The 20,167-nt window shown below is 60.5% G+C and carries 8 protein-coding genes; 2 read left to right on the top strand and 6 right to left on the bottom strand.

The window, feature by feature from the left end; translation table 11 throughout:
* Nucleotides 1-66: 66 nt before the first annotated feature.
* A complete protein-coding gene (locus JC607_RS04700; RefSeq protein ID WP_198835797.1) occupies nt 67-11,055 on the top strand; it encodes an SdrD B-like domain-containing protein in 10,989 nt (3,662 codons plus the stop codon).
* Nucleotides 11,052-14,624 (top strand): hypothetical protein, encoded by a 3,573-nt coding sequence (locus JC607_RS04695; RefSeq protein ID WP_198835796.1) that lies wholly within the window; start codon nt 11,052-11,054, stop codon nt 14,622-14,624. Before JC607_RS04700 ends, JC607_RS04695 begins: the two co-directional genes overlap by 4 nt.
* A gap of 612 nt (nt 14,625-15,236) precedes the next feature.
* On the opposite strand, the gene JC607_RS04690 is transcribed toward JC607_RS04695, so the two are convergent.
* The 6 genes from JC607_RS04690 to JC607_RS04665 form a co-directional block, all read right to left on the bottom strand.
* Nucleotides 15,237-16,442: a hypothetical protein gene (locus JC607_RS04690; RefSeq protein ID WP_198835795.1), complete on the bottom strand. Its 1,206-nt coding sequence runs from the start codon at nt 16,440-16,442 to the stop codon at nt 15,237-15,239.
* Between the two features lie 157 nt (nt 16,443-16,599).
* Nucleotides 16,600-17,043 (bottom strand): N-acetylmuramoyl-L-alanine amidase, encoded by a 444-nt coding sequence (locus tag JC607_RS04685; RefSeq protein ID WP_198835794.1) that lies wholly within the window; start codon nt 17,041-17,043, stop codon nt 16,600-16,602.
* Between the two features lie 3 nt (nt 17,044-17,046).
* Complete coding sequence (locus JC607_RS04680; RefSeq protein ID WP_198835793.1) at nt 17,047-17,394, bottom strand: hypothetical protein; 348 nt, start codon at nt 17,392-17,394, stop codon at nt 17,047-17,049.
* Nucleotides 17,391-17,852: a hypothetical protein gene (locus tag JC607_RS04675; protein ID WP_198835792.1), complete on the bottom strand. Its 462-nt coding sequence runs from the start codon at nt 17,850-17,852 to the stop codon at nt 17,391-17,393. The genes JC607_RS04680 and JC607_RS04675 overlap by 4 nt, the downstream gene beginning before the upstream one ends.
* Nucleotides 17,849-19,429 (bottom strand): hypothetical protein, encoded by a 1,581-nt coding sequence (locus JC607_RS04670; protein WP_198835791.1) that lies wholly within the window; start codon nt 19,427-19,429, stop codon nt 17,849-17,851. Before JC607_RS04670 ends, JC607_RS04675 begins: the two co-directional genes overlap by 4 nt.
* 91 nt (nt 19,430-19,520) lie before the next feature.
* On the bottom strand, nt 19,521-20,167 hold a 647-nt coding region (locus JC607_RS04665), incomplete at its 5' end, for a hypothetical protein (protein ID WP_233092665.1).

Below are 20,167 nucleotides of genomic sequence, written 5' to 3'. Positions count from 1 at the left end.
CCACCCCGTTTTTGGACGGAGTAAGTTCATGCGCGCGTTCTCTGCCTGTCAGGATGGAGTTCGGTGATGATGCGCAAGGTAACCTCGATTCTGGGGACCGCTTTTGTCGCTCTGGGTTTCTCTGCGGGCCTGGCCAGTGCGAACGGGCTTACTCTCAATATCACCGATACCGGTTATGACCCTATCCCGGCTGGCGGCACGATCCAATATGCTGTGCGGATCCAGAATGGCGGGAATGTCCGTGAAGCTGCTGATACGATTACCTTCGCTATTCCGACCGGAGGCGTATATGTCGGCGTTAGCGGCGGACTGCAGAATTGCACGCCCGCACCCGAGCTGACCGGCCCGGCAGCTGTTACCTGCGATGTTCCTTCGCTTGCGCCGCGCGAGCAGCTGACCGGTCACGTGCTGGTTCGCACCACTGGTTCGGGAACTTTGAGTTTCACTGGTACGATCGTTAACGCCGCCGTTAACGTCGATCAGGGCACCACCGTTGTCAGGGGCGCCGATCTTTCGCTCGAGCTTGACGCTCCCGCCCAGGTTCAGGCTGGCGATAATGTGACACTGACGGCCACCATCACCAACGAAGGCCCAGATACTTCGGACGGAGCGACCTTCTCCCTGACACTGCCGAGCGGGCTTTCTTCCAATGTCAGCCTGCCTGCGGGCTGCTCGATTGTCGCAGGAATGATCAACTGCACGGTGCCGGGACCGATTGCGGCCGGTGACGCGATCACGCTGGATTTCACCACTCAGGTCACGACCGACAATGCGTCAAATATCGCGATGGCGGGCTCGGTTACAGGCACATCGCCGCTGGATCCCAATCTCAGCAATGATGCGGACAGTGTCAGCATTGCCGTGCAGCCGGGAACCGACGTCTCGCTTAGCAAGAGCCGTTCGCCTTCTGGGCTGATCTTTACCGGTAGTCCCGTGACTTTCACGCTGACCCCGGGCTTTGCTGGCGGCGCGCCGCTTGAAGCTCAGATCAGCGATATTGTGCCTTCGAACTATATCATTACAGGTGTCAATGCAGCTGGCGCCGGCTGGACCTGTCCTTCGCCAGTCGGGAATGCCGTCAGCTGCAGCTACAGCGCCGCCAGCCCCTCCGGTGCCGATTACAGCGCGCCGATCACCATCACTGCAATTGCAGCCACCGATACCGCCGCCAGTGGTCCGGTGGTCAACACTGCAGAGATCACGTCGCCGACCGATGTGCTGACGACCAACAATTCCGCATCTGACGGCGGTGCAGATATCGCTGTGCCGATGTTTGATCTGGTCGCCCATAAGGGTAGCCCGCCCCATGCGCTGGTAACAGTCGGCAATCAGTACGACTGGCCCATCTGGACCCAGAACACGGGCAACGTGCCTTTTAAAGGCCGGCTGATCTTTACCGATCACCTTCCGGCTGGCCTGCGGCTCGATGATGTTGTTGTTCCTGCCGGATCAAACTGGACCTGCAATGTGACGCCGCCCGTGGCCGGGCCGGCGGATATCACCTGCTATACCGACGATTATGCCACCACCGGCCTGCCCGTCGGTGGTCAGACGCCGCAGCTGAATATTCGCACCACGGTTCTGGAGGAGGGCAATCTGACGAACGGTCTGACCGTTGGTTATTCGGGGCAGGAATTCGACGACCGTGATCTCTCGAACAACACGACCTCCACTGGCGTGGGTTCGGGCGAGGGGCCGCAGATCTCGGATCTGCGGATCGAAAAGACCGTCACCAGCACCGGCCCCTATGTCTCGGGCGATCCGGTCAGTTTCCGCATTGAAATCATCAATCCCGGCAATTCGGCAGCCGAGAGCGTTGTGGTCACCGACCGTCTTGCCGATCTTTACTTTGCCGACGCTTCCACCACCGCGACCGTGATCGACAATGCGACCGGTGGCGCGGTCTGTTCGGTCACGCGTGGCGCGGCCTTCTACAGCGATTTGCGCTGCGAGATCGCAACGCTTCCCATCTGTTCGCCGGGGGTCGACTGTCCGTTCATCGAACTTACCGTGCTTGCCGGTGGCACAGGCAACAAGAGCAACACCGCCGAAACCTATTCGACGGTGACCCCTGACCCCGACTATACCAACAACTCGGCCACGGCTCCCTATGCCGTGACGCCCCGGACCGATGTGGTGGTCGAGAAGTCAGCTTCACACGACGAAGGCGCCTCGCTGCCTGCGGGCCAGCAGCTGATCTATACCATTGCAGCCATTGTTCCGGCCAACGGCCTGTCAGATGCCGAGAATGTGACGGTCACCGACAGCCTTCCGGCGGGTCTGCGCATTGTCAGCGTAGTGCCCAGCCAGGGTAGCTGCGGTGCAGTGAGCGGACTGTCCGGCGGATTGACGACCGCGGGCTCCAGCGTTGTCTGCAATCTGGGCACCATTCAGAACGGCAGCCAGCATTCGGTGACCGTGGTGACGGTGCCCTCGACCGCACTGACGGGCTCCGCGATAACCAATTCCGTCAGTGTCTCCACCACTACGCCGGAGATAGATTCCACCAACAATTCGGATGCGATCAGCCATCAGATTTTGGCTCCGGCGCTCGATCTGATCATCAACAAGATCGACAGTACCGACCCGCTCGAACTGGGCGGGAATACCGTCTATACGGTTACGGCAATCAATGCCGGTCCGTCCGAAGCCTTCTCGGTTGTGATGACAGACACTCTGCCGACCGCAGGCATGCAGCTTGTAGCTGTGCGGCCGATGACGAGTGGCATGGCATGCAATCTGACGTCCGGGGCTGCGCTGAACGCTATCGGGGGGAGCATCGTCTGTTCCGCAGAGCACCTCGCGGTCAACCAGTCGCTCATCCTGGAGGTCGAGATGACCGGCGTGACCCGCGGTCGTTGGACGAACAGTGCCCGGGTCACATCAGCCGAGGCCGCCTATGATCCGCAGGCCAATAACGTGGTGAATGAAACCACCTCGGTCTATGAACGGGCCGATTTGCGGGTCAGCAAGACCGCTTCCGCGCCTGAGGCAGATCTGCTTGAAGGGTTCGACTGGGATATCGTCGTCAGCAACGTCGCCGGCGCGGGTATCGGCCTTGCCGAAGACGTTGAGCTGGTCGATCAGCTGCCGGCGCATATGGAGCTGACGGGTGCTCCTGTTCCGTCGCTGGGCAATTGCGACGGCCAGGTCGGTGGCCGTGACGTGATCTGCATCCTTCCCGACATGCCGGCTGGCAGCTCGATCTCGATCAGGGTGCCCGTCCGGGTGACTGCCGTGACCAGTTCGCCGCAAATCTTCAGCAATAGCGCAACGGTTTCGACGCTGTCTTTCGACGACGAGAGCAACAATACTGCAACCGGCACGATCGACATCGTGACGACGCAAGTTTCTGGCACGGTCTGGCGCGATTTTGACTTCAACCAGATCCGCGACCTTCCGCAGGACAGCGGCGTGTCCGGGGTTTCGGTCCTGCTGACCGGCACAGACCTGCTGGGTGATTCGGTTACCCGCACGACAACCACCGATGCAGCCGGGAATTACGTTTTTGCGCTGCTGCCCCCGGGTGTTGCCTATCAGGTCAGCTATACCATCCCCACCGGCGGGACCTTTACAGCCGGTTCGGCCTATCCGGCCGGCGTTGGCGGAGGTACGGCAAGCGGCACACAATCGATCCTGGGCATTACGGCGACCACCGCTGCGCCGGCTGTGACCAAGGATTTCAGCCTGATCCCGGTTCCGGGGCTTGCGCTGTCCAAATCGGCGACCGCGCCCGTGCTGCGGGTCGATGGCACCTACTCAATTGAGTATACCTTCAGACTGCAGAACAACAGTCAGGAGCCGATTACCAATGTCCGGCTGCGTGACACGCTGGACCCGCTCTTTGGCACATTCAGCGGTGCGTTACCTGCCCCCGGGTCGTTTGCTGTTAGCTCGCTAAGCACGGCCAGCGACCTGACTTTGAATTCGGCTTTCAACGGGAGTGGTAACGATGTGATTTCCGGCGGGACTATCGCGCCGCAGAGCACGGCCTTGGTCAAGGTTACAGTGCTGGTCAATCCGCCAGTGCCGCGTCCCGGTTCCAGCATGACGCTGCCCAATACAGCAGCCTTGCAGGCCGACGGCCAGTTCTCTGGCCTTCAGGGAGCGACCGATCCCCGCCTGAGCGATGCCTCCAACGATGGGACGACGCCGACCTGGGGCCTGGACACGCCGACCGAGGTGGTTCTGAACTTCGCGCCAGAGATAGAGCTGACAAAGACCGCCAACATTTCGCAGCTGTCAGACCCTCCGGTGCCGGGCGATGTGATCACCTATACTTTCTCGGTAGCGAACACCGGTAATACGCCGCTGCTGAATGTCACGGTCGCTGACCCGATGGTGGATCTGGTCTGGACCAGTTATACGCCCGTGGCCCAGCTGGCGGCAGGTACCACCAGTCCGGTGGGTGCCTTCATCGCGACCTATACGCTCAAGCAAAGCGATATCGACAGCGGTCTGATCGAGAATACCGCCACCGCCACCGGAAAATGGGGCGAGGATGGTTCCGGCGATCTGACCGTCACTGACGACGACACCGAAACGGTCACGGCTTTGGCCGAGCCGGGTCTGACCGTAGTGAAGGCGCTGGTCACCAGTGGTGTCCAGGATCCGACCGTGGCCGGCGACACCATCCGCTACAGCTTTACCGTCACCAATACGGGCAATACCCAGCTGAACAACCTGGTTCTGACCGATGCGCTGCCGGGCATCGAGGAATCGCCTGCGGGTGCTTTCACCATCGGTTCGCTGGCGCCGTTCGGACAGTCGGGCAATCAGGCTGTGGTCTATGCGGAATATGCCGTAACCCAGGTGGATATCGACGCGGGCAGCGTGACCAATAGGGCCACCGTTGACGGCGACTATCTTCCGAGCCGTCAACCGATTTCAGCAAATTCCAACGATATCGTCGAGCCTCTCTTCCAGAACGCTCTGATGCGGGTCACCAAGGTGGCCACGACCGTCCCGGCCGAGCCCTTTGAAAGGGATACCGTCACCTGGACGATCACGATCGAGAATATCGGCAATACCAGTCTGGTGATCGACTCCATCTCCGAGCCTCTGGCCAATACCACCGTCTCGCCTCCGGCCAAGTCGCGGCTTGCGCCGGGCGAAAGCACGACCGCAACGGCGACCCATACCCTGAGTCAGGTCGAGATCGATGCGGGCGAGGTCGAGAACCAGGTCGAGGTGGCGGGTACGGTCCCGGATTCGGGCAATCCGTTCCCGGATACGCCCTCGGGCAATGACCCTTCGGATCCGAATGAGGATCCAACCGTCACGCCGCTCAACCCGGCGCCTGCGATTGCGCTGAAGAAGGAGCTCATCACCGATGTGACCGGCGTGCTGATGCCGGGTGACGAGATCGAGTTCCTCTTCACGATCCAGAACACGGGCAACGTCACGCTGAACCAGCTTACGCTGACCGATGACCTGCCTGATGTGGTGATCGATACGGGAATTCTTGGTTTCCTGAGCATACCGCCGGGTGCATCAATGTCGTTCCCGGGGACCTATGTTCTGAAGGTTTCCGATCTTGAAAACGGTGGACTGGAAAACACTGCTGTTGCGACGGGTACGGATCCGAACGGAACTGTCGTTACCGACGATTCCGGAACCGAGCTGACCAATGACGACCCGACCGTGGTCAGTCTTGTGCGCAGCCCCTCGATCAGCCTGACGAAAGCCATCACGACTGCCCCGACTGATCCGGTCATGGCGGGTGACATCGTCACCTACAGCTTCACCATCACCAATACCGGCAACGTCGAACTTCGCGATATCGTCCTGACCGAGCTTGACGATGTGTCGATCACGGGATCGCGCACCACGCCGCTGGCTGCCGGGGGCGTTGACAGCACCACATTCACTGCCAGCTATACGCTGACGCAGGCGGATGTAGATGCCGGCATCTTCACCAATGATGCAGAAGTGACGGCTGTCGGAACCGGGCCGGCCGGAACAGATCTGGACGTCGATGACCAGGCTTCCGTTGACCTGACCTATGATCCGGCTCCGGGTCTGACCTTGGTCAAGAGCGCTGACGATACCGGCGTGCAGAACCCGTCCGAGGTGGGAGATCAGATCGTCTACAGCTTCACGCTGACCAATACCGGCAATGTGACGCTGACAGATGTGACGGTTACTGACCCGCTGCCCGGTCTGGTCTGGACGGCAGGCAATGTAGTTGCTTCGCTTGAGCCTGGCGCGGCCAATGCCGTTATCCTGACCGCAACCTATGATGTGACCCAGACCGATATCGACTTTGGCCGCGTCGACAACCAGGCCAGCGCCGAAGGTGATTACTTCGACCGCGCGACCGGCGGCGATCTGACGATCCCCGAAGTGGATTCGGATCCGGTGACCGTCCCGCTCACGCAGGAGGCCGCAATCGATCTGGTCAAGACCATCACCTCAACCCTGTCCTCTCCGGCTCAGGAAGGTGAGGTCGTCACCTATGGCTTCACCGTCACCAATACCGGCAATGTCACGCTGACAAATGTTTCCGTGGACGAACTGCTGATCGGCGCGGTGGTTTCGGGCGGGCCGATCGACCTTGATCCGGGTGAGGCGGATAGCGCGACCTTCACTGCCACCTATACGCTGACCCAGGCCGATATCGAACGCGGCAACCTGGATAACCGCGCCGAGGCCAGCGGTGACTGGGGTACGGATCCGGCGGGTGGTGGCACTGTCACCGACGAATCCGGCAATACCACCGGCACCGATGAGGATACCACGCTGGTCATCCCGCAAGTGCCGGGGATTGAGCTGGTCAAGACCGGCAGCATTTCGGGCTTTGCAGATGTGAATGCTCCGGTTCCCGGGGATGAGATCCGCTACAGCTTCACGGTGACCAACACCGGCAACGTGATCCTGAGCCATATCACGCTGACCGACCTTGGCGTGACCTTCGATGCGGCGATCGCACCCTTCACTCTGAACCCGGGCGACTCCAGGGTCCTGACCGATGTCGGCGGCTATGATCTGACGCAGGCCGACATCAACCGCGGTTTGTATGAAAATACCGCCGAGGCCGAGGGCGAATGGGGCAGCACGCCGACGACGATCTCGGATGATGACACCGTCATCACGCCGCTGACGCCGGCTCCGTCCATCGATCTGGTCAAGGTGATCGATACCGCGAATTCGCTTCTGTCCACTCCGCCCATGGCCGGTGACGTGGTTCACTATGACTTTGCCGTCACAAATACCGGCAACGTCACTCTGACGGATGTGACCATCGATGATCCCCTGACCGGGATCTTGCTGGCCGGCAGCCTGCCCGTCCTTGAGCCGGGCGCCACCGACGGCACTTCCCTGAGTGCAACCTATGTGCTGACCCAGGCGGATGTGAACCTTGGTTCGCTCACCAATCAGGCCACGGCGACGGGGACCTGGAGTGTTGACGGTTCGGGCGTACCGCAGACGGTCAGCGACGATTCCGGCACAAGCCTCGGGACGGATGACCCGACGGTTCTGCCGCTGACCCAACAGACCGGCATTTCTGTGGTGAAATCAGCTGTTCCCGCACTTTCGGTGCCGCCGCAGCCGGGTGATCTGATCACCTACAGCTTCCTGGTGACCAATACCGGCAATGTGACACTGACGGCGGTCGAGCTGACTGATCCCCTGCCGGGACTGGATTTCACGCCGGGTGGGCGGCTCATCGCAGTGCTTGAGCCGGGGGCAATCAATGCCGTGACCCTGACCGCAACCTATCCGCTCCGCCAACATGAGATCGAGGCCGGCGAAGTGGTCAATACCGCCACGGTTGACGCGATTTTCACGGATCCTGGTACCAATGCAGTGACCAATGTGCCGGGAACCTCGAATACCGTCGTGGTTCCGATCGATCAGCTTCCTGAACTCAGCTTCGTGAAGACGGCCTCCTCCGCTATCTCGACACCGGCGGTGGTGGGTGAGACGATCACCTATACTTTCACGGTCAAGAACACCGGCAACGTCCTGATCGAGGGGGTTTCCATCGCCGACCCGCTGCCGGGAATGACCCCTGCCGCCTTCACCCTTGGCGACATGGCCCCGGGCGCAATCGAGACGCGCACCGCGACCTATCAGATCACCCAGGATGATATCGATGCAGGTCAGGTCGAGAACCAGGCCCTTGCAAGCGGTACCTTCGGTCCAGATCCTGTCGACGAGCCTTCGGGCCCGAGCGAGGGAACACCTGGAAAGACCATCGTTCCGGTTCCGCAGGATCCGCAGATCGAACTGGTGAAGCGTGCTGATGCGACGGCGCTGTCTGATCCGGCCGTGGTCGGCCAGCAGATCCTCTACAGCTTCACTGTCACCAATACGGGTAATGTCACTCTGCGTGACGTCGAAGTGGCGGATCCGCTGACGGGCCTGACGCCGGGCAGCTTCACCATCGGCATCATGGCGCCCGGCGATATCGTTACGGTCGGACCGGCAGGCTATGCGATTACGGCCGAAGACATCACGGCCGGCAACGTCACCAACCGTGCGCTTGCCAGCGGTGACTATGGTCCGCCCGGCAGCCCCGGTACGGTGACGTCCTCTTCCATGACCGACAAAGGTCTGGACGAGCCGACGGTGACTCCGGTTTCGGGTGTGCCTGCCATCGCATTGGTCAAGGCGCTGGATCCCTCAGTTGATCCGGCCGGCCTGAAGCTGGGCGATCCGGTCCGCTGGGTGTTCACCGTCACCAATACCGGCAACGTTCCGCTGACCGGCATCACCCTGACCGAAACCCTTGCAGGGGCTACGGTATCGGGCGGCCCGATCAGCCTGCTGCCCGGCCAGAGCGACAGCACCAGCTTCTCGGCGGTCTATACCGTCAAGCAGTCTGACCTTGATGTCGGCTCGATCGAGAACCAGGCGATTGCTTCGGGTACTTTTGACAACGGCACAGGAACGCCGGTTGTGGTGACCGACAAGTCCGGCACCACGGTCACTGACGATGATCCCACGGTCACCCCGCTGACGCGGACGCCATTGATCGATCTGGTGAAGACCGTCGACGCCTCGGCGCTTGGAACACCACCCCGGCCCGGTGATCTGCTGCACTACAGATTTGCCATCACCAATATCGGTGATGTGACGCTGACCGGTATCGTTCTGAACGATCCGATGCCGGGTCTGCAGATCAGTGGCGGACCGATCGCAAGCCTCGCGCCTGGTCAGACCGATGCCACCAGCTTTACCGCCGTCTATGCGCTGACGCAGGCTGATATCGACAGCGGCGAGGCGATCACCAATCAGGCTGAAGCGGTCGGCAATTATGTCGATGGCTCGGGGATCCCTGTGCTGGTGAAGGACATCTCGGGCACCACCGCGGGGGCGAATGACCCGACGCGGATCTCGCCGGTGCGCAGCAGCGGTCTGAAATTGGAGAAGACCGCCGATGCTTCCGGGATCTCGGCCTCGGCCCAGGTCGGTGAGGAAATCATCTATACCTTCACCCTGACCAATACCGGCAACGTCACGCTGACGAATGTGACAGTGAGTGATCCGCTGCCGGGCCTGGTGCTGACCGGAAATCCGGTCGCCAGTATTGCGCCGGGCGACAGTGTCGCCATCACCGGGACCTATGCCATCACGCTTGACGACATTCGTGCCGCCAAGCGTGAGAACACCGCGACGGCAAGCGGTACCTGGCAGCCTGCCGGGGGGCCTGCGGTCACCGTACCTTCGGATCCGGCCAGCGCGCTGGTCGAACTCGGCTACCCAGAGCTGGAACTGAACATCACCGTGGGTGAACTGCGTGACGTGAATGGCGACGGCATGATGGGGCAGGGGGATCAGGTGATCTACCGCTTCGAGGTGATCAATACCGGAACCGTGGCACTGAATGGTGTCACCATGGATCCGGCCTCACTCTCGCTCAATCTGCCCGGGTTGGTCTGTGTGCCGATCAATCTGCAACCAGGGGAGCGTGCCTTCCTTGAATGCAGCAATGCGGCATATACCCTGACTGCAGCCGATGTGGATCGCGGGCAGGTCGTGCTGAGCGGTGATGCCACCGGCAGCTCGGATGCAGGAGTGCATGTGAGTGCCAATTCTTCGACCCCGGCGGTTCCGGATCTGGGTCGGGGCGGCTTCGGTCTGGAGAAACTGGCCGGTGTTGATACAGCAATGGTCGGTGATGTGGTGCCCTATACCATCCGCATCACCAGCGCAGCCGAGAATGTGCCGCTGACGGCGCGGATCATCGACCAGCTTCCTGCGGGCTTCCTCTACCGCGAGGGTTCGGCACGGCTGGACGGTGTCGCGGTCACGCCCTCGGTTTCGGGCCGGAACGTGACGCTGGACGGTGTCAGGCTTGATCCGGGCCAGACGCGGCAGCTGACGCTGAACGTGCTGATCGGCTCTTCGGTCAAGCCGGGGGCCCATACCAACCGGGCGCGGCTCGTGAACAGCACCACCGGAGGCGAGATTGCCAAGGAGGCGACGGCGACGATCCGGGTGCTTGCCGATGCGGTGATGCAATGCGCCACAGTGCTGGGCCGGGTGTTCGATGATACCGACCAGAACGGTCATATGAGCAAATCCGCAGAAGAACGCGGCCTGCCCAATATCCGCCTGATTGCGCCGAATGGTGTGGCGATCGTCACTGACGAGCATGGCCGCTTCAACGTGCCCTGCGCCGCCCTGCCGCAGACCTTCGGTTCAAACTACATGCTGAAGCTGGATGAACGGACCCTGCCGGCAGGCTATCGCCTGACGACAGAGAACCCGCGCGTTGTGCGGCTGACCCAAGGCATGATCACGCGCCTTGATTTCGGGGCAACTTTGGCGCGGCTGGTACGGGTCGACCTTTCGGCCAATGCCTTCGAAGCCAACGGTGATCTGAAACCAGCGTTGCACGCAGGCCTGCAGAAGATGGTGGGCGAGATCCGCGAGACCGTCACGATGCTGCGCATCAGCTATGTGCTGGCGGGCAGCGAGTCTGATGCAGACGCAAAACAACGTCTGCGCCGGGTCGAGCGCGCTATACATGCGCTCTGGCGGGACAGCGGGAAGTACAAGCTGAACATTGAGACCGTCGTCGAGCGGGCAGGAGTGGCACAATGAAACCTGTCAAACGTTCTTCTGCAACGCTGAAAGCCCTTCTTGCGGGGGGGGTGACTGTCTCGGTGCTTGGCCTCGGCATGCCCGTTATGGCGGATAACTGCCGCGCCGAAGGTCCGGTCTATGAGGGTGACTGCCTGCATTACAACGCCGGCACCACCGTCAGCCGGCCGGTCCAGCCCAATGTCTCGGACGCGCCCGCCGCCCCGCTGGGAGAGATCGGCTTCTCGATCTCCATCGACGGGGTGACGGCGGGCGAGGGGGCCGCAAGGCGCACCATCGCAGGGGCTCCGGCCCGTCCTGACAGGCTGCGCGAGATCGACCGGCTGCTTGACCTTGCCGGTGTGGATCTGAGCTATGATGGACTTGGGGCACGCCCCCGGCTGGCTGTTGCCACTGGCGACCTGCGGCAGGGCTATGCTGCGGGAGAGGTTGTGACTTTCAGGGCCTCTTCCAACTATCCGGGCTGGGTTGAACGTGCAGAGGTGGTGGTCACGGACCGCCGTGGCCGCGAACTGGCGCTGGTGCCGATCGGCGCCAATGGCACCGCTGACTGGCGGATGCCGGCTGCCGATGCAGACCGGAGCAAGGGCGAATATCTCTATTTCCTGCGCGTCATCGATGCCGGCGGCCGGCGGGATGAGACGCGCAGTCTGGTGCTGAACCGCACGGCCCGGAGTGCTGCCGCCGATCTGGACGGTCCGGTCACGGCTGCAGCCGAGGGCGATGACATGACCGCCCGTCGCAGCATTCCCGTGCGGGGCGGTGCCATCACTGTTTCGGGTCATGCGCCCGCTGGTCAGTTGGTGCAGGTGCTGGGGGAAAGGATCCCGGTCGACCCGTCGGGCAATTTCGTGGTCCAGCGCATCCTGCCGCCCGGCACCCATGGCGTTGCGATTGCCATCGATGGCCGCAGAATGGACCGCTCGGTCACCATCGAAAAGTCAGAGTGGTTTGCGACCGGCATTATCGACCTTACGGTCGGCGACGATAATGAGGGCACCTGGAAGATGGGCCGCATTGCCGGATTTGCTCAGGGCACATTGGCCAATGGCACCCGGATCACCGCCTCGGTCGATACGCAGGAAGATGAGCTGCGTGACCTCTTCAGCAATTTCGGCCGCAAGAACCCCGATCAGACGCTGCGGGAAATGAAGTCCGAGGATGTGTTCAACACCTTCGGTGACGATTCCGTCATGACCGAGCTGGCTCCCAGTTCGGGCAAGTTCTTCCTGCGGGCCGAGCGGGACGGCAGCCACTTGCAGTGGGGCGATTTCAAACCCCGCGAAAGCACCGGGCTGACCGTCCGCACCGACCGGGCACTCTATGGTCTGTCCGGGGAATACCGCGATCTTGATGTCACTTCACGCGGTGAGACGAAGCTGCGCGTCACCGGTTTTGCCGCGCAGGCCGACAGTCTGATGCAGCGCGACGTGATGCGTGCGACCGGTGGCAGCGCCTATTTCCTGTCGCGTCAGGATATCCTGTCCGACAGCGAAAGCGTCTTTGTCCAGGTGGTCTCACGGACCACCGGGCTGGTGGTTGAAACCCGCCGCCTGACAGAAGGGACCGATTACCGCATCAATTCGGTGCAGGGGGTGATCATCCTGAACGGGCCGCTGTCATCCAGCACCGGCGGCGACGGGCTGATCCAGAACAACCCACTGGGTGACTATGATATCAATCTGGTGGCACAATACGAATATGTGCCGACCACCGGCGATATCGACGGTTATACTGCCGGTGCCCGCAGCGAAGGCTGGATCAACAACAGCATCCGGCTTGGCGCTTCTGCCCTGCGTGAAACCACAGGCATTGCCGACAATACGCTGGCCGGAGTCGACATCCTGTTGCGGGGCGGGCAAGACCGGGAGCTGCTGCTGGAATATGCTGCCAGTGAGGGACCTGGCTTCGGCTCCAGTTTCTCGCTGAACGGTGGTCTGGACCTGGAGCCGTCGAACCCCAGCTATGGCCTGCCCGGACTGGATGCGGCATCCTGGCGGATCGGGGGCAAGACCGATCTGAGCTTTGCAGGGCTGGACGGCGAACTGGCGGCCTTCTTCGATCACAAGGATGCGGGGTTCTCGTCGCCGGATGCCGATTTCGAATATGATCAGGATGCCTGGGGCCTGTCCGGTACCGTGGCGCTGAACGCAAGCACCGATCTGACCTTTGGTGGCGAAGGGTTGAAGCGCGACGATGGTGATCGTGAAGAAAAGGCCCGGATCGGCTTTGCCCATCGCATCAACGCGCAGTGGAAGGTCGAAGGTGAGCTGGCCCATGATCGCCGCGACGAAAGCGGATCGCCGCAGGATTTCGGCAGGCGGGCCGATGCCGCAGTCCGTGTGACATGGCAGCGTGATGCCGATCTTTCGGTCTGGGGCTTCGGTCAGGCGACATTGTCGCATGACCCGACCCGGCGCAGCAATGACCGGGTCGGGATCGGCAGCACGCTTCGGCTTTCTGAACGGACCGAGATGACGGCCGAGCTTTCGGACGGCAGCCTCGGCGGGGCAGGGCGGCTGGAGTTCGGCTACCGGCCTAACGACAATACCACCACCACAATCGGCTACCGCCTTGATCCGCTGCGCCGCTTCGATGCCAGCGATTTTTCGGGGCGTGACAAGGGCAGCCTCGTCTTCGGGAGCAGCTCGCAGGTCAATGACAATTGGGCCTATACCACCGAAAGCAACTACAGCGCTTTCGGCACAAGGCCGGCACTGACCTCGGGCTATGGGGTCACCTATACCCCCGACCAGCGCTGGCGCTATGACGGCATGATCCAATATGGCGAAGGGCGTGAGACCGACGGCAGCAGCCTCAAGCGTGAGGGTCTATCGCTTGGTGTGCGCTACAGCGAAGCAGAGGTAATGTCGGCGGGCCTGCGCGGCGAATGGCGGCGCGAGCGGTCGGATCGTCCGGGCAATGAACTTGACCGCGATACATGGCTGATTTCGGGCTTCTATGAAACCAAGGTCAGCCAGGACTGGCGCTTTGTCTCCTCGGTCGACGCGGTGATCTCGGAAAGCGACCAGTCCTCGTTCCGCGATGGCCGTTACATCGAGACCCGCCTTGGATATGCATGGCGTCCGGTCGGGAATGACGAGCTGAATGCGCTGGTCAGCTATACCTATCTTTATGACCTGCCGGGTGCCGATCAGGTCAATATCGACGGTGACGTCAATGGACCGAAGCAAAAGAGCCATATTCTGAATGCGGCTGTTAGCTGGCAGGTCGATCCGCTTTGGACCCTGGGCGGCAAATACGGCTATCGGCTGCGCGACAGCGCCGGGCGTGGAACAAGTGACTTCACCTCAAGCGAGGCGCATCTGGCTGTCCTGCGGGTTGATTACCACGTCGTTCACAACTGGGATGTGATGGCCGAGGTCCGCAGCCTTTATGCTCCGCGCTCGGATACCACCGAAACGGGCGCGCTGCTGGGCGTCTACCGGCTGTTTGGTGACAATATGCGGGTAGGGGGCGGATACCTCTGGGGCAAAGTCGATGATGACCTGCGGAAGATCGATGCGCCCCGGACCGGCTTCTTCCTGAATGTCACGAGCCAGTTTTAGCGGGGATGTTACAGGCGGCAGCTGGTCGCTTCTGTGACGTCAACCGGCGGCCGCAGATGGTGATTTGGTTGAAACGAACATAACATCCGATAATGCAACATTATCAAGACGTTAGCAGGCGCAACACAAGGATTAGGACGGTACACAATATGTTGTCAAGCAGAAAAGATTGACAGCGAAAGGGAGTCCCCCTTGAAACGAAAAACCCCGGAAATCCCCAGCCCTGTGATTGGCGGAATTTCCGGGGTTTTTGTCCTGGCGGATTTGCCTAGGAGTTACTTACACCATGGGATGAAGTCTCGGCTCTTTCCAGAGCCGCCGCCCTTCGGGCGGTTGTCGTCTGGCCGGGCCTTGCAGCGTTCTAGTTTATCGTCGCGCACCGTGGGTGAACTCGCAGGCTCGTGCAACTTGGAAGCGTCAGGCACCTTGGCAGACGTCTCAGGGGACAGGGGGACAAGCCCCCCTTTCCCCCGAACCCCCACACCCCCCTTCGGCTCCGCCTCCGGGGGGTTTTTGTCCCACCGTTTTCTGTCAGCCCCGGCGTAGTGAACGCCTGCGATCCGACCGGGACGGCGGATAAGACGTTCCGGCTTAGGAGGGGTGAGGACAGGATTATGACGAATAGGCCCAGAGGATACAGGCGGCTTCCTCGGGGAGGGGGGAGCCGTGGGGCCAGTCGGCGTCACGCCAGAATTGGCCTGAGCAGCCCTTGCCCGCGACAAGGTGGAAGATGCCCCATCTTTCGAGATCGGCGTCTGTTGCCGCCGAGAGGCAGCCATAGCATGAGCAGCGGCGGTCATCATGGGTTGCGGTTTGGGGGCGCTCTGCGGCGTTCCACGCGGCGCGCTTGCGGGCGTTGCCGACCGGGCATTCGTAGTCTGGGTTTTCTGGGTTTTCCGTTTCGTCGATTTTGCCATGGAGAATGTCCAAATCAGGTTGGTTATCTTCGCAGCTGCGAAGGAGAGAGGACCACTGGGCAGCATCGCAGCCAGTCGCCCAACGGGCGCGGGTGTTAAGAGCAAGAAGGCACCAGAGGATTTTCTTCCGCCAAAGGCCGGAGGGGTGCCAATAGCCCTTCAGACCCGGGATCTTGATATTGAGAGAGGGAAGCACCGAGCCGGAGGCTTCGAGAGCTTCGAATTTGCGCATGAGGAAGTTTTCCCCGATGCCGGGGCGCTTGCTCATGCGGAAGAGACCAGTAGCGAAGTTTTCTGACTTGCTTTCCCGCATAGTCCCTTCGGACTTTTCAGCGGTGAACTGGTCTTTATTTACATACGAGAGCACATAGGACGCCCCGCCCTGATCTACCTCATGGAGGCAGGAGAACCCGGCAGGCCAGAGTGACCAGTTGAGGCGGATTTTTCGACCGCCAAAGACAGTGAGCATGTCTTTACGGTCAGTGACGATCTGGCGCCTTCCGTCGCGCAGCGCTTGAAATTCGCCGATCTTGAGGACGTCAAAGTTTGTGTAGAGGATGCAGTGCCAATGGCAGCGCCCCTCTTGGTCGCCCTGTTCGCCAGCGACAAGGAAGCGGACATAAGGAACGATGTTCAGCTTGTGGCGCTTGGCATAGCGCCGCGCAGCAGACCGGAGCCGGTCAACGAACATCTTGACGTCATAGTAACAGAACATCTGAGCCGCATCGCGGCCTTCCTGCGTATCCTCGGAATAGGTCAGGTCGACCCAGAGGGTGTGAGTGTGATCTGTTTTTTCGGCCAGCGCGCGGGCGATCCATTGACGCCGCCGCGTGTCGAGGCAGTCATTACAGGACCGGCACGAAAAAGTGTGGCCATTCATTTCCGGGGGGCGGGTGCACATGGCGGGGTAGTCCTATTTAGTCTCGTTAAGTGCATACAGGAACAAGGGGTATGCAGACGCCCCGCCGCCCATCTGAGATAGGGCGGCGAGGGCTTAAATGGTCGCTAGCTGACCGTTATGTTCCACAGGAATAACGGTCAGCTCGCGCCCAAAATCATCAGAGCCAGTCAGACGATTTGACCTTGAAGCCGGGGCAGAGCCGCGCGGCGTGGTCATTGTGACCCGAGACCTTTTGAAGGCCGGGGATTTTCGAGAGGCAATATTTCACAGCCTCGCGCTGATCCTCGGTAAACCAGTCGGAGAACTCACCTATGTGGGTAATTTCGCGGCTTTCGATCATGAGAAAGCCGAGAGTGCCGGTGTTCCGGCCCAATGTGTGAGCGCCGACCATGGAATAAGGGCGACCCCAAGCGAAATCACCATCGGGCATGAACAGGCCATGATAACCAAAGCCGTGTTTAAAGCCGCGCTTGATATGCCACTGATTGATAGTGGCAAAGACCTGAAAGGCCCTCATTCCCTTGAATTGGCCGGTCTTGATCGCAGCGCAGTGAAGGACAGCCTCCCGAACGGGAGTTTTTGCAGAACCGTGCGTGAACATCGTTCACTTTTCCTCTTTGAAGTGTCCGCTTGTGGTGACGACATAGGGGCGGTTGAGACCGACCCAGTTGTAATGTTGCGTCACGTCGACCCGATATGTGCGGGCGACGATGCGGACAGCGATTTCTGTTGCGTTCTGGAAGTCGGGCGGCAGATCGCCCGTATCCTTGCCTTGTTCGTAAATGACGAAGCCATCTAACCAGCCGTCAGCCTCTGGATCACCGCAGGGTTTCCACCTGGCGGGCCAGCCGTGTTTCACAAGCGCCTTGACCACAAGCGTGGCGAAGTACTCTAACGCGCCCCGATCCTTCGGGACGCGCCAGACGCGCTTGATATAGCGCCGTGAAGTCATTCAGCGGCAGGAGCCGGAGAAGGGACCGGCGCAGGCTCAGGAGACGGGGCAGGGGCCTCAATGAGCGGCTCCGGGTTGTCCGGTATGCGCTCAAGCGTATCAAGCGCCGCCATACGGGCCTGAAGGCGCTTTTCAGTGCCTTGCAGCTTGCGCATCATATGCCGCATGTCGGCCTCAAGAGCAGAGGCGGGGGTAGGCTGGAACTCCGGGTTAGCCGCCGTGTCGAAGGAGCCTTCGCCATACTCGACCGCGCCGTAAGCGGAGCGCGGATTGACGACAGCCACGTCGATGATTTCAGCGGTAGCGCCCTCGATCTCGATATCGAGATAGGGGGCAGCATCAATTCGCCCTGGGGGAATTGCGACCGAAGCCAGAAGCTCCCCGCTTTCGTCATGAACGAAGTCGATGCGACCGCCAGCAGCGGACAGGAATACGGCCTTGCGGTGAATATTGGTCATTCGTCGTCTCCGAACAGGTTATCGCTGTCGATGATTGCAAGGGTTTCCACCGGCGTCGGCCCAAGGATCATCGGAGTGCCAAGCGTCATGTTTGACGCAATGGTAAACGTGCAGACCTCTGCAAGCTGGTCAGCGAAGGGGTAATGGGGCAGGTCAGCCGGATACAGGATGTTATCCGGCGTGACCGAGAGAGGGATTTCCAGTTGCCAGATAGCGGTCTTGTTTTCGACCGTGGTAGGGTCAAGCTGGCGGCTCAGGCCGTAGCTGACATAGGTCTGTTTCAAGGCATTGTGGCCCGTGTACATGACGCGTGTACTTTCAGCGGCAGCGTTTGGCGGATTGCTGGAAAGATCGCGGATAGTGACCGGAACAGGATCAAGCGCCAGTTCGTCAGCGAGGAAGTTATCAACGCCCCAGTTATCCGAGAGGAAGGGGTGAGGTTGCGCCGCAAGCGTTTCGTCGGGCTTGAGCGAGGCGAAAGTCATGATCACGCCGCCGAGCTCGGTTTTGGGAACAGGCACCATCACATTGATGGATGCAGCCATGTCAGAGCGCCGGACATTTTCCTGAACGCCGGTAGTATCGGAAGCGCCGACAAGGTTACGCCCGAACTGGACGCGCTGTTCCGAGAGGATGAACGGGTTCCTTCCCGGGTCAACAGACATACCATGCGCATAGCGCACAGCCATTTCCTCGCCATACTCGGAATTTTCGTCAACGATCTGGCGCAGAATACGAACGAGGCTGTCTTTCTTTTCTGCGTTGTACAGATCGGTGAGGGACAAGCCGCCAGCGGCAACAGCGTCAAGCTGCGCGAAGACATGCGGATGACCGCTCGGCGTCACATTGATATGAACGCCGTTACCCGTAACAGCGGTACTGTACCCCTTCGCATAGTCCCTGACTTTGCTGTTGCTTTCCTTGATAGCGGGAGCCAAGGCACCCGCACCAGACGGGTTGGCATTGGTGCCAATACCATAGACCGGAAGCTGAACAGTCGGCAGCGCCAACTGAACTTCGCCATTGATCCGGTCGTCAGGATCAAGAACGCCGTTGAGCATTTCCAGAGACGTGCGGCTGATCAGGGCAGGGGTGCTCGCGGTAGAGGACGCCAGAAGCTTTGTCGCCTTCACATACTTGCGGGTGCGCAGGAAGTTGACGGCGGCGTTATGGCCGAGCCGGATAGTCTCGGAAACCTTTTTTACACCGCCGATGGACCGGGGATTGATCCGGCAGCGCTTAGAGATTTCATTCTCGTTTTCAAGCACGAACAGCGGATTGCCCGAGAGGTATTTTTCGCGCACGACCTCAGTCAGTCCAGGGTAATCTGCGTCAGGGTTTTTCAGCGCATCCATCGCCTGAACAGGGACGAATACAACTGTGAGTTCCGCATACATGGGCGTGACCATGCGACCGGCGATCGGATCCAGCTCATAGGTGATCTGCTGTGAAAGCATACCACCTTCGGACGGGCGAACGGCAGTGAACGCGACCGGAGAGAGCATGCCCCCACGGAAGCGGCCAAGATTAGTGATGCTCTCGCGGCGCGTGTTGCGCGCGTTTTGATAGGTCGTCATTTGACGTTCCTTTTAGGCTTGATTTTGATGATGAATTTTTTCGCCGCCAGCTTCAAAGCAGCGCGGCGTTCAGCGCATTTCTTGCAGCGCTTCATGGTTGGAACGGGCGCTTACCAGCGCTGTTTTTCTTGGGCGACTTTACGCGCCCACCAGCCATTTTAGGCCGCTTGCCGGAGTGAGGATCAGCGAAGAGGTTATACATACCCCTCGCACCACGAACGGCGTGAACGCCAGCGGTGGCAGCGCCGGCAGCCAGAAGCCCCGGCAACTCATTGAAGGTGAGAGCCTCATCCCCATCAAGCGTCGGGACGTAGATATCAAAGGGGAGATTGGGGTTATCAAGAACCATGACCCCGGGATGAGTCTTGATATCTTGATTATCGACCTTTCGACGGTCGTCTAAAGCACTTTTAGTGCTTAGACCCCGCCCAAACCAAGCATTATCCCCATCAGGAATGCGAGCAGAACCACCAGAAGGAGGTACTGACGAAGCATTTTGACCATTACTGCCCCCATTTGCTGCAGGCAGCATAGGCGACATTTCCCGCTGGGCATAGACCCCACCGACCTTGGGCCGGAGGGTTTGATGATCGAGCTTGGTTTGAAGCTCTTTGATCCGCTCGTTAGAGCGTTGGAGCTTCTGGGCGTCAGTACGCTTCGCCCACGCATCCGCGAGGATCATACCCGCGTCAGCGATAGCATTGCCCATGTAGTTCGGGTCAGAGCCACCGGGGGCAA

Origin of the sequence: Paracoccus sp. IB05 (assembly GCF_016405985.1) — a bacterium.
Lineage (GTDB): Bacteria > Pseudomonadota > Alphaproteobacteria > Rhodobacterales > Rhodobacteraceae > Pseudogemmobacter.
The sequence above is the reverse complement of the archived record's forward strand: the minus strand, read 5'-3'. Positions and strand labels throughout refer to the sequence as shown.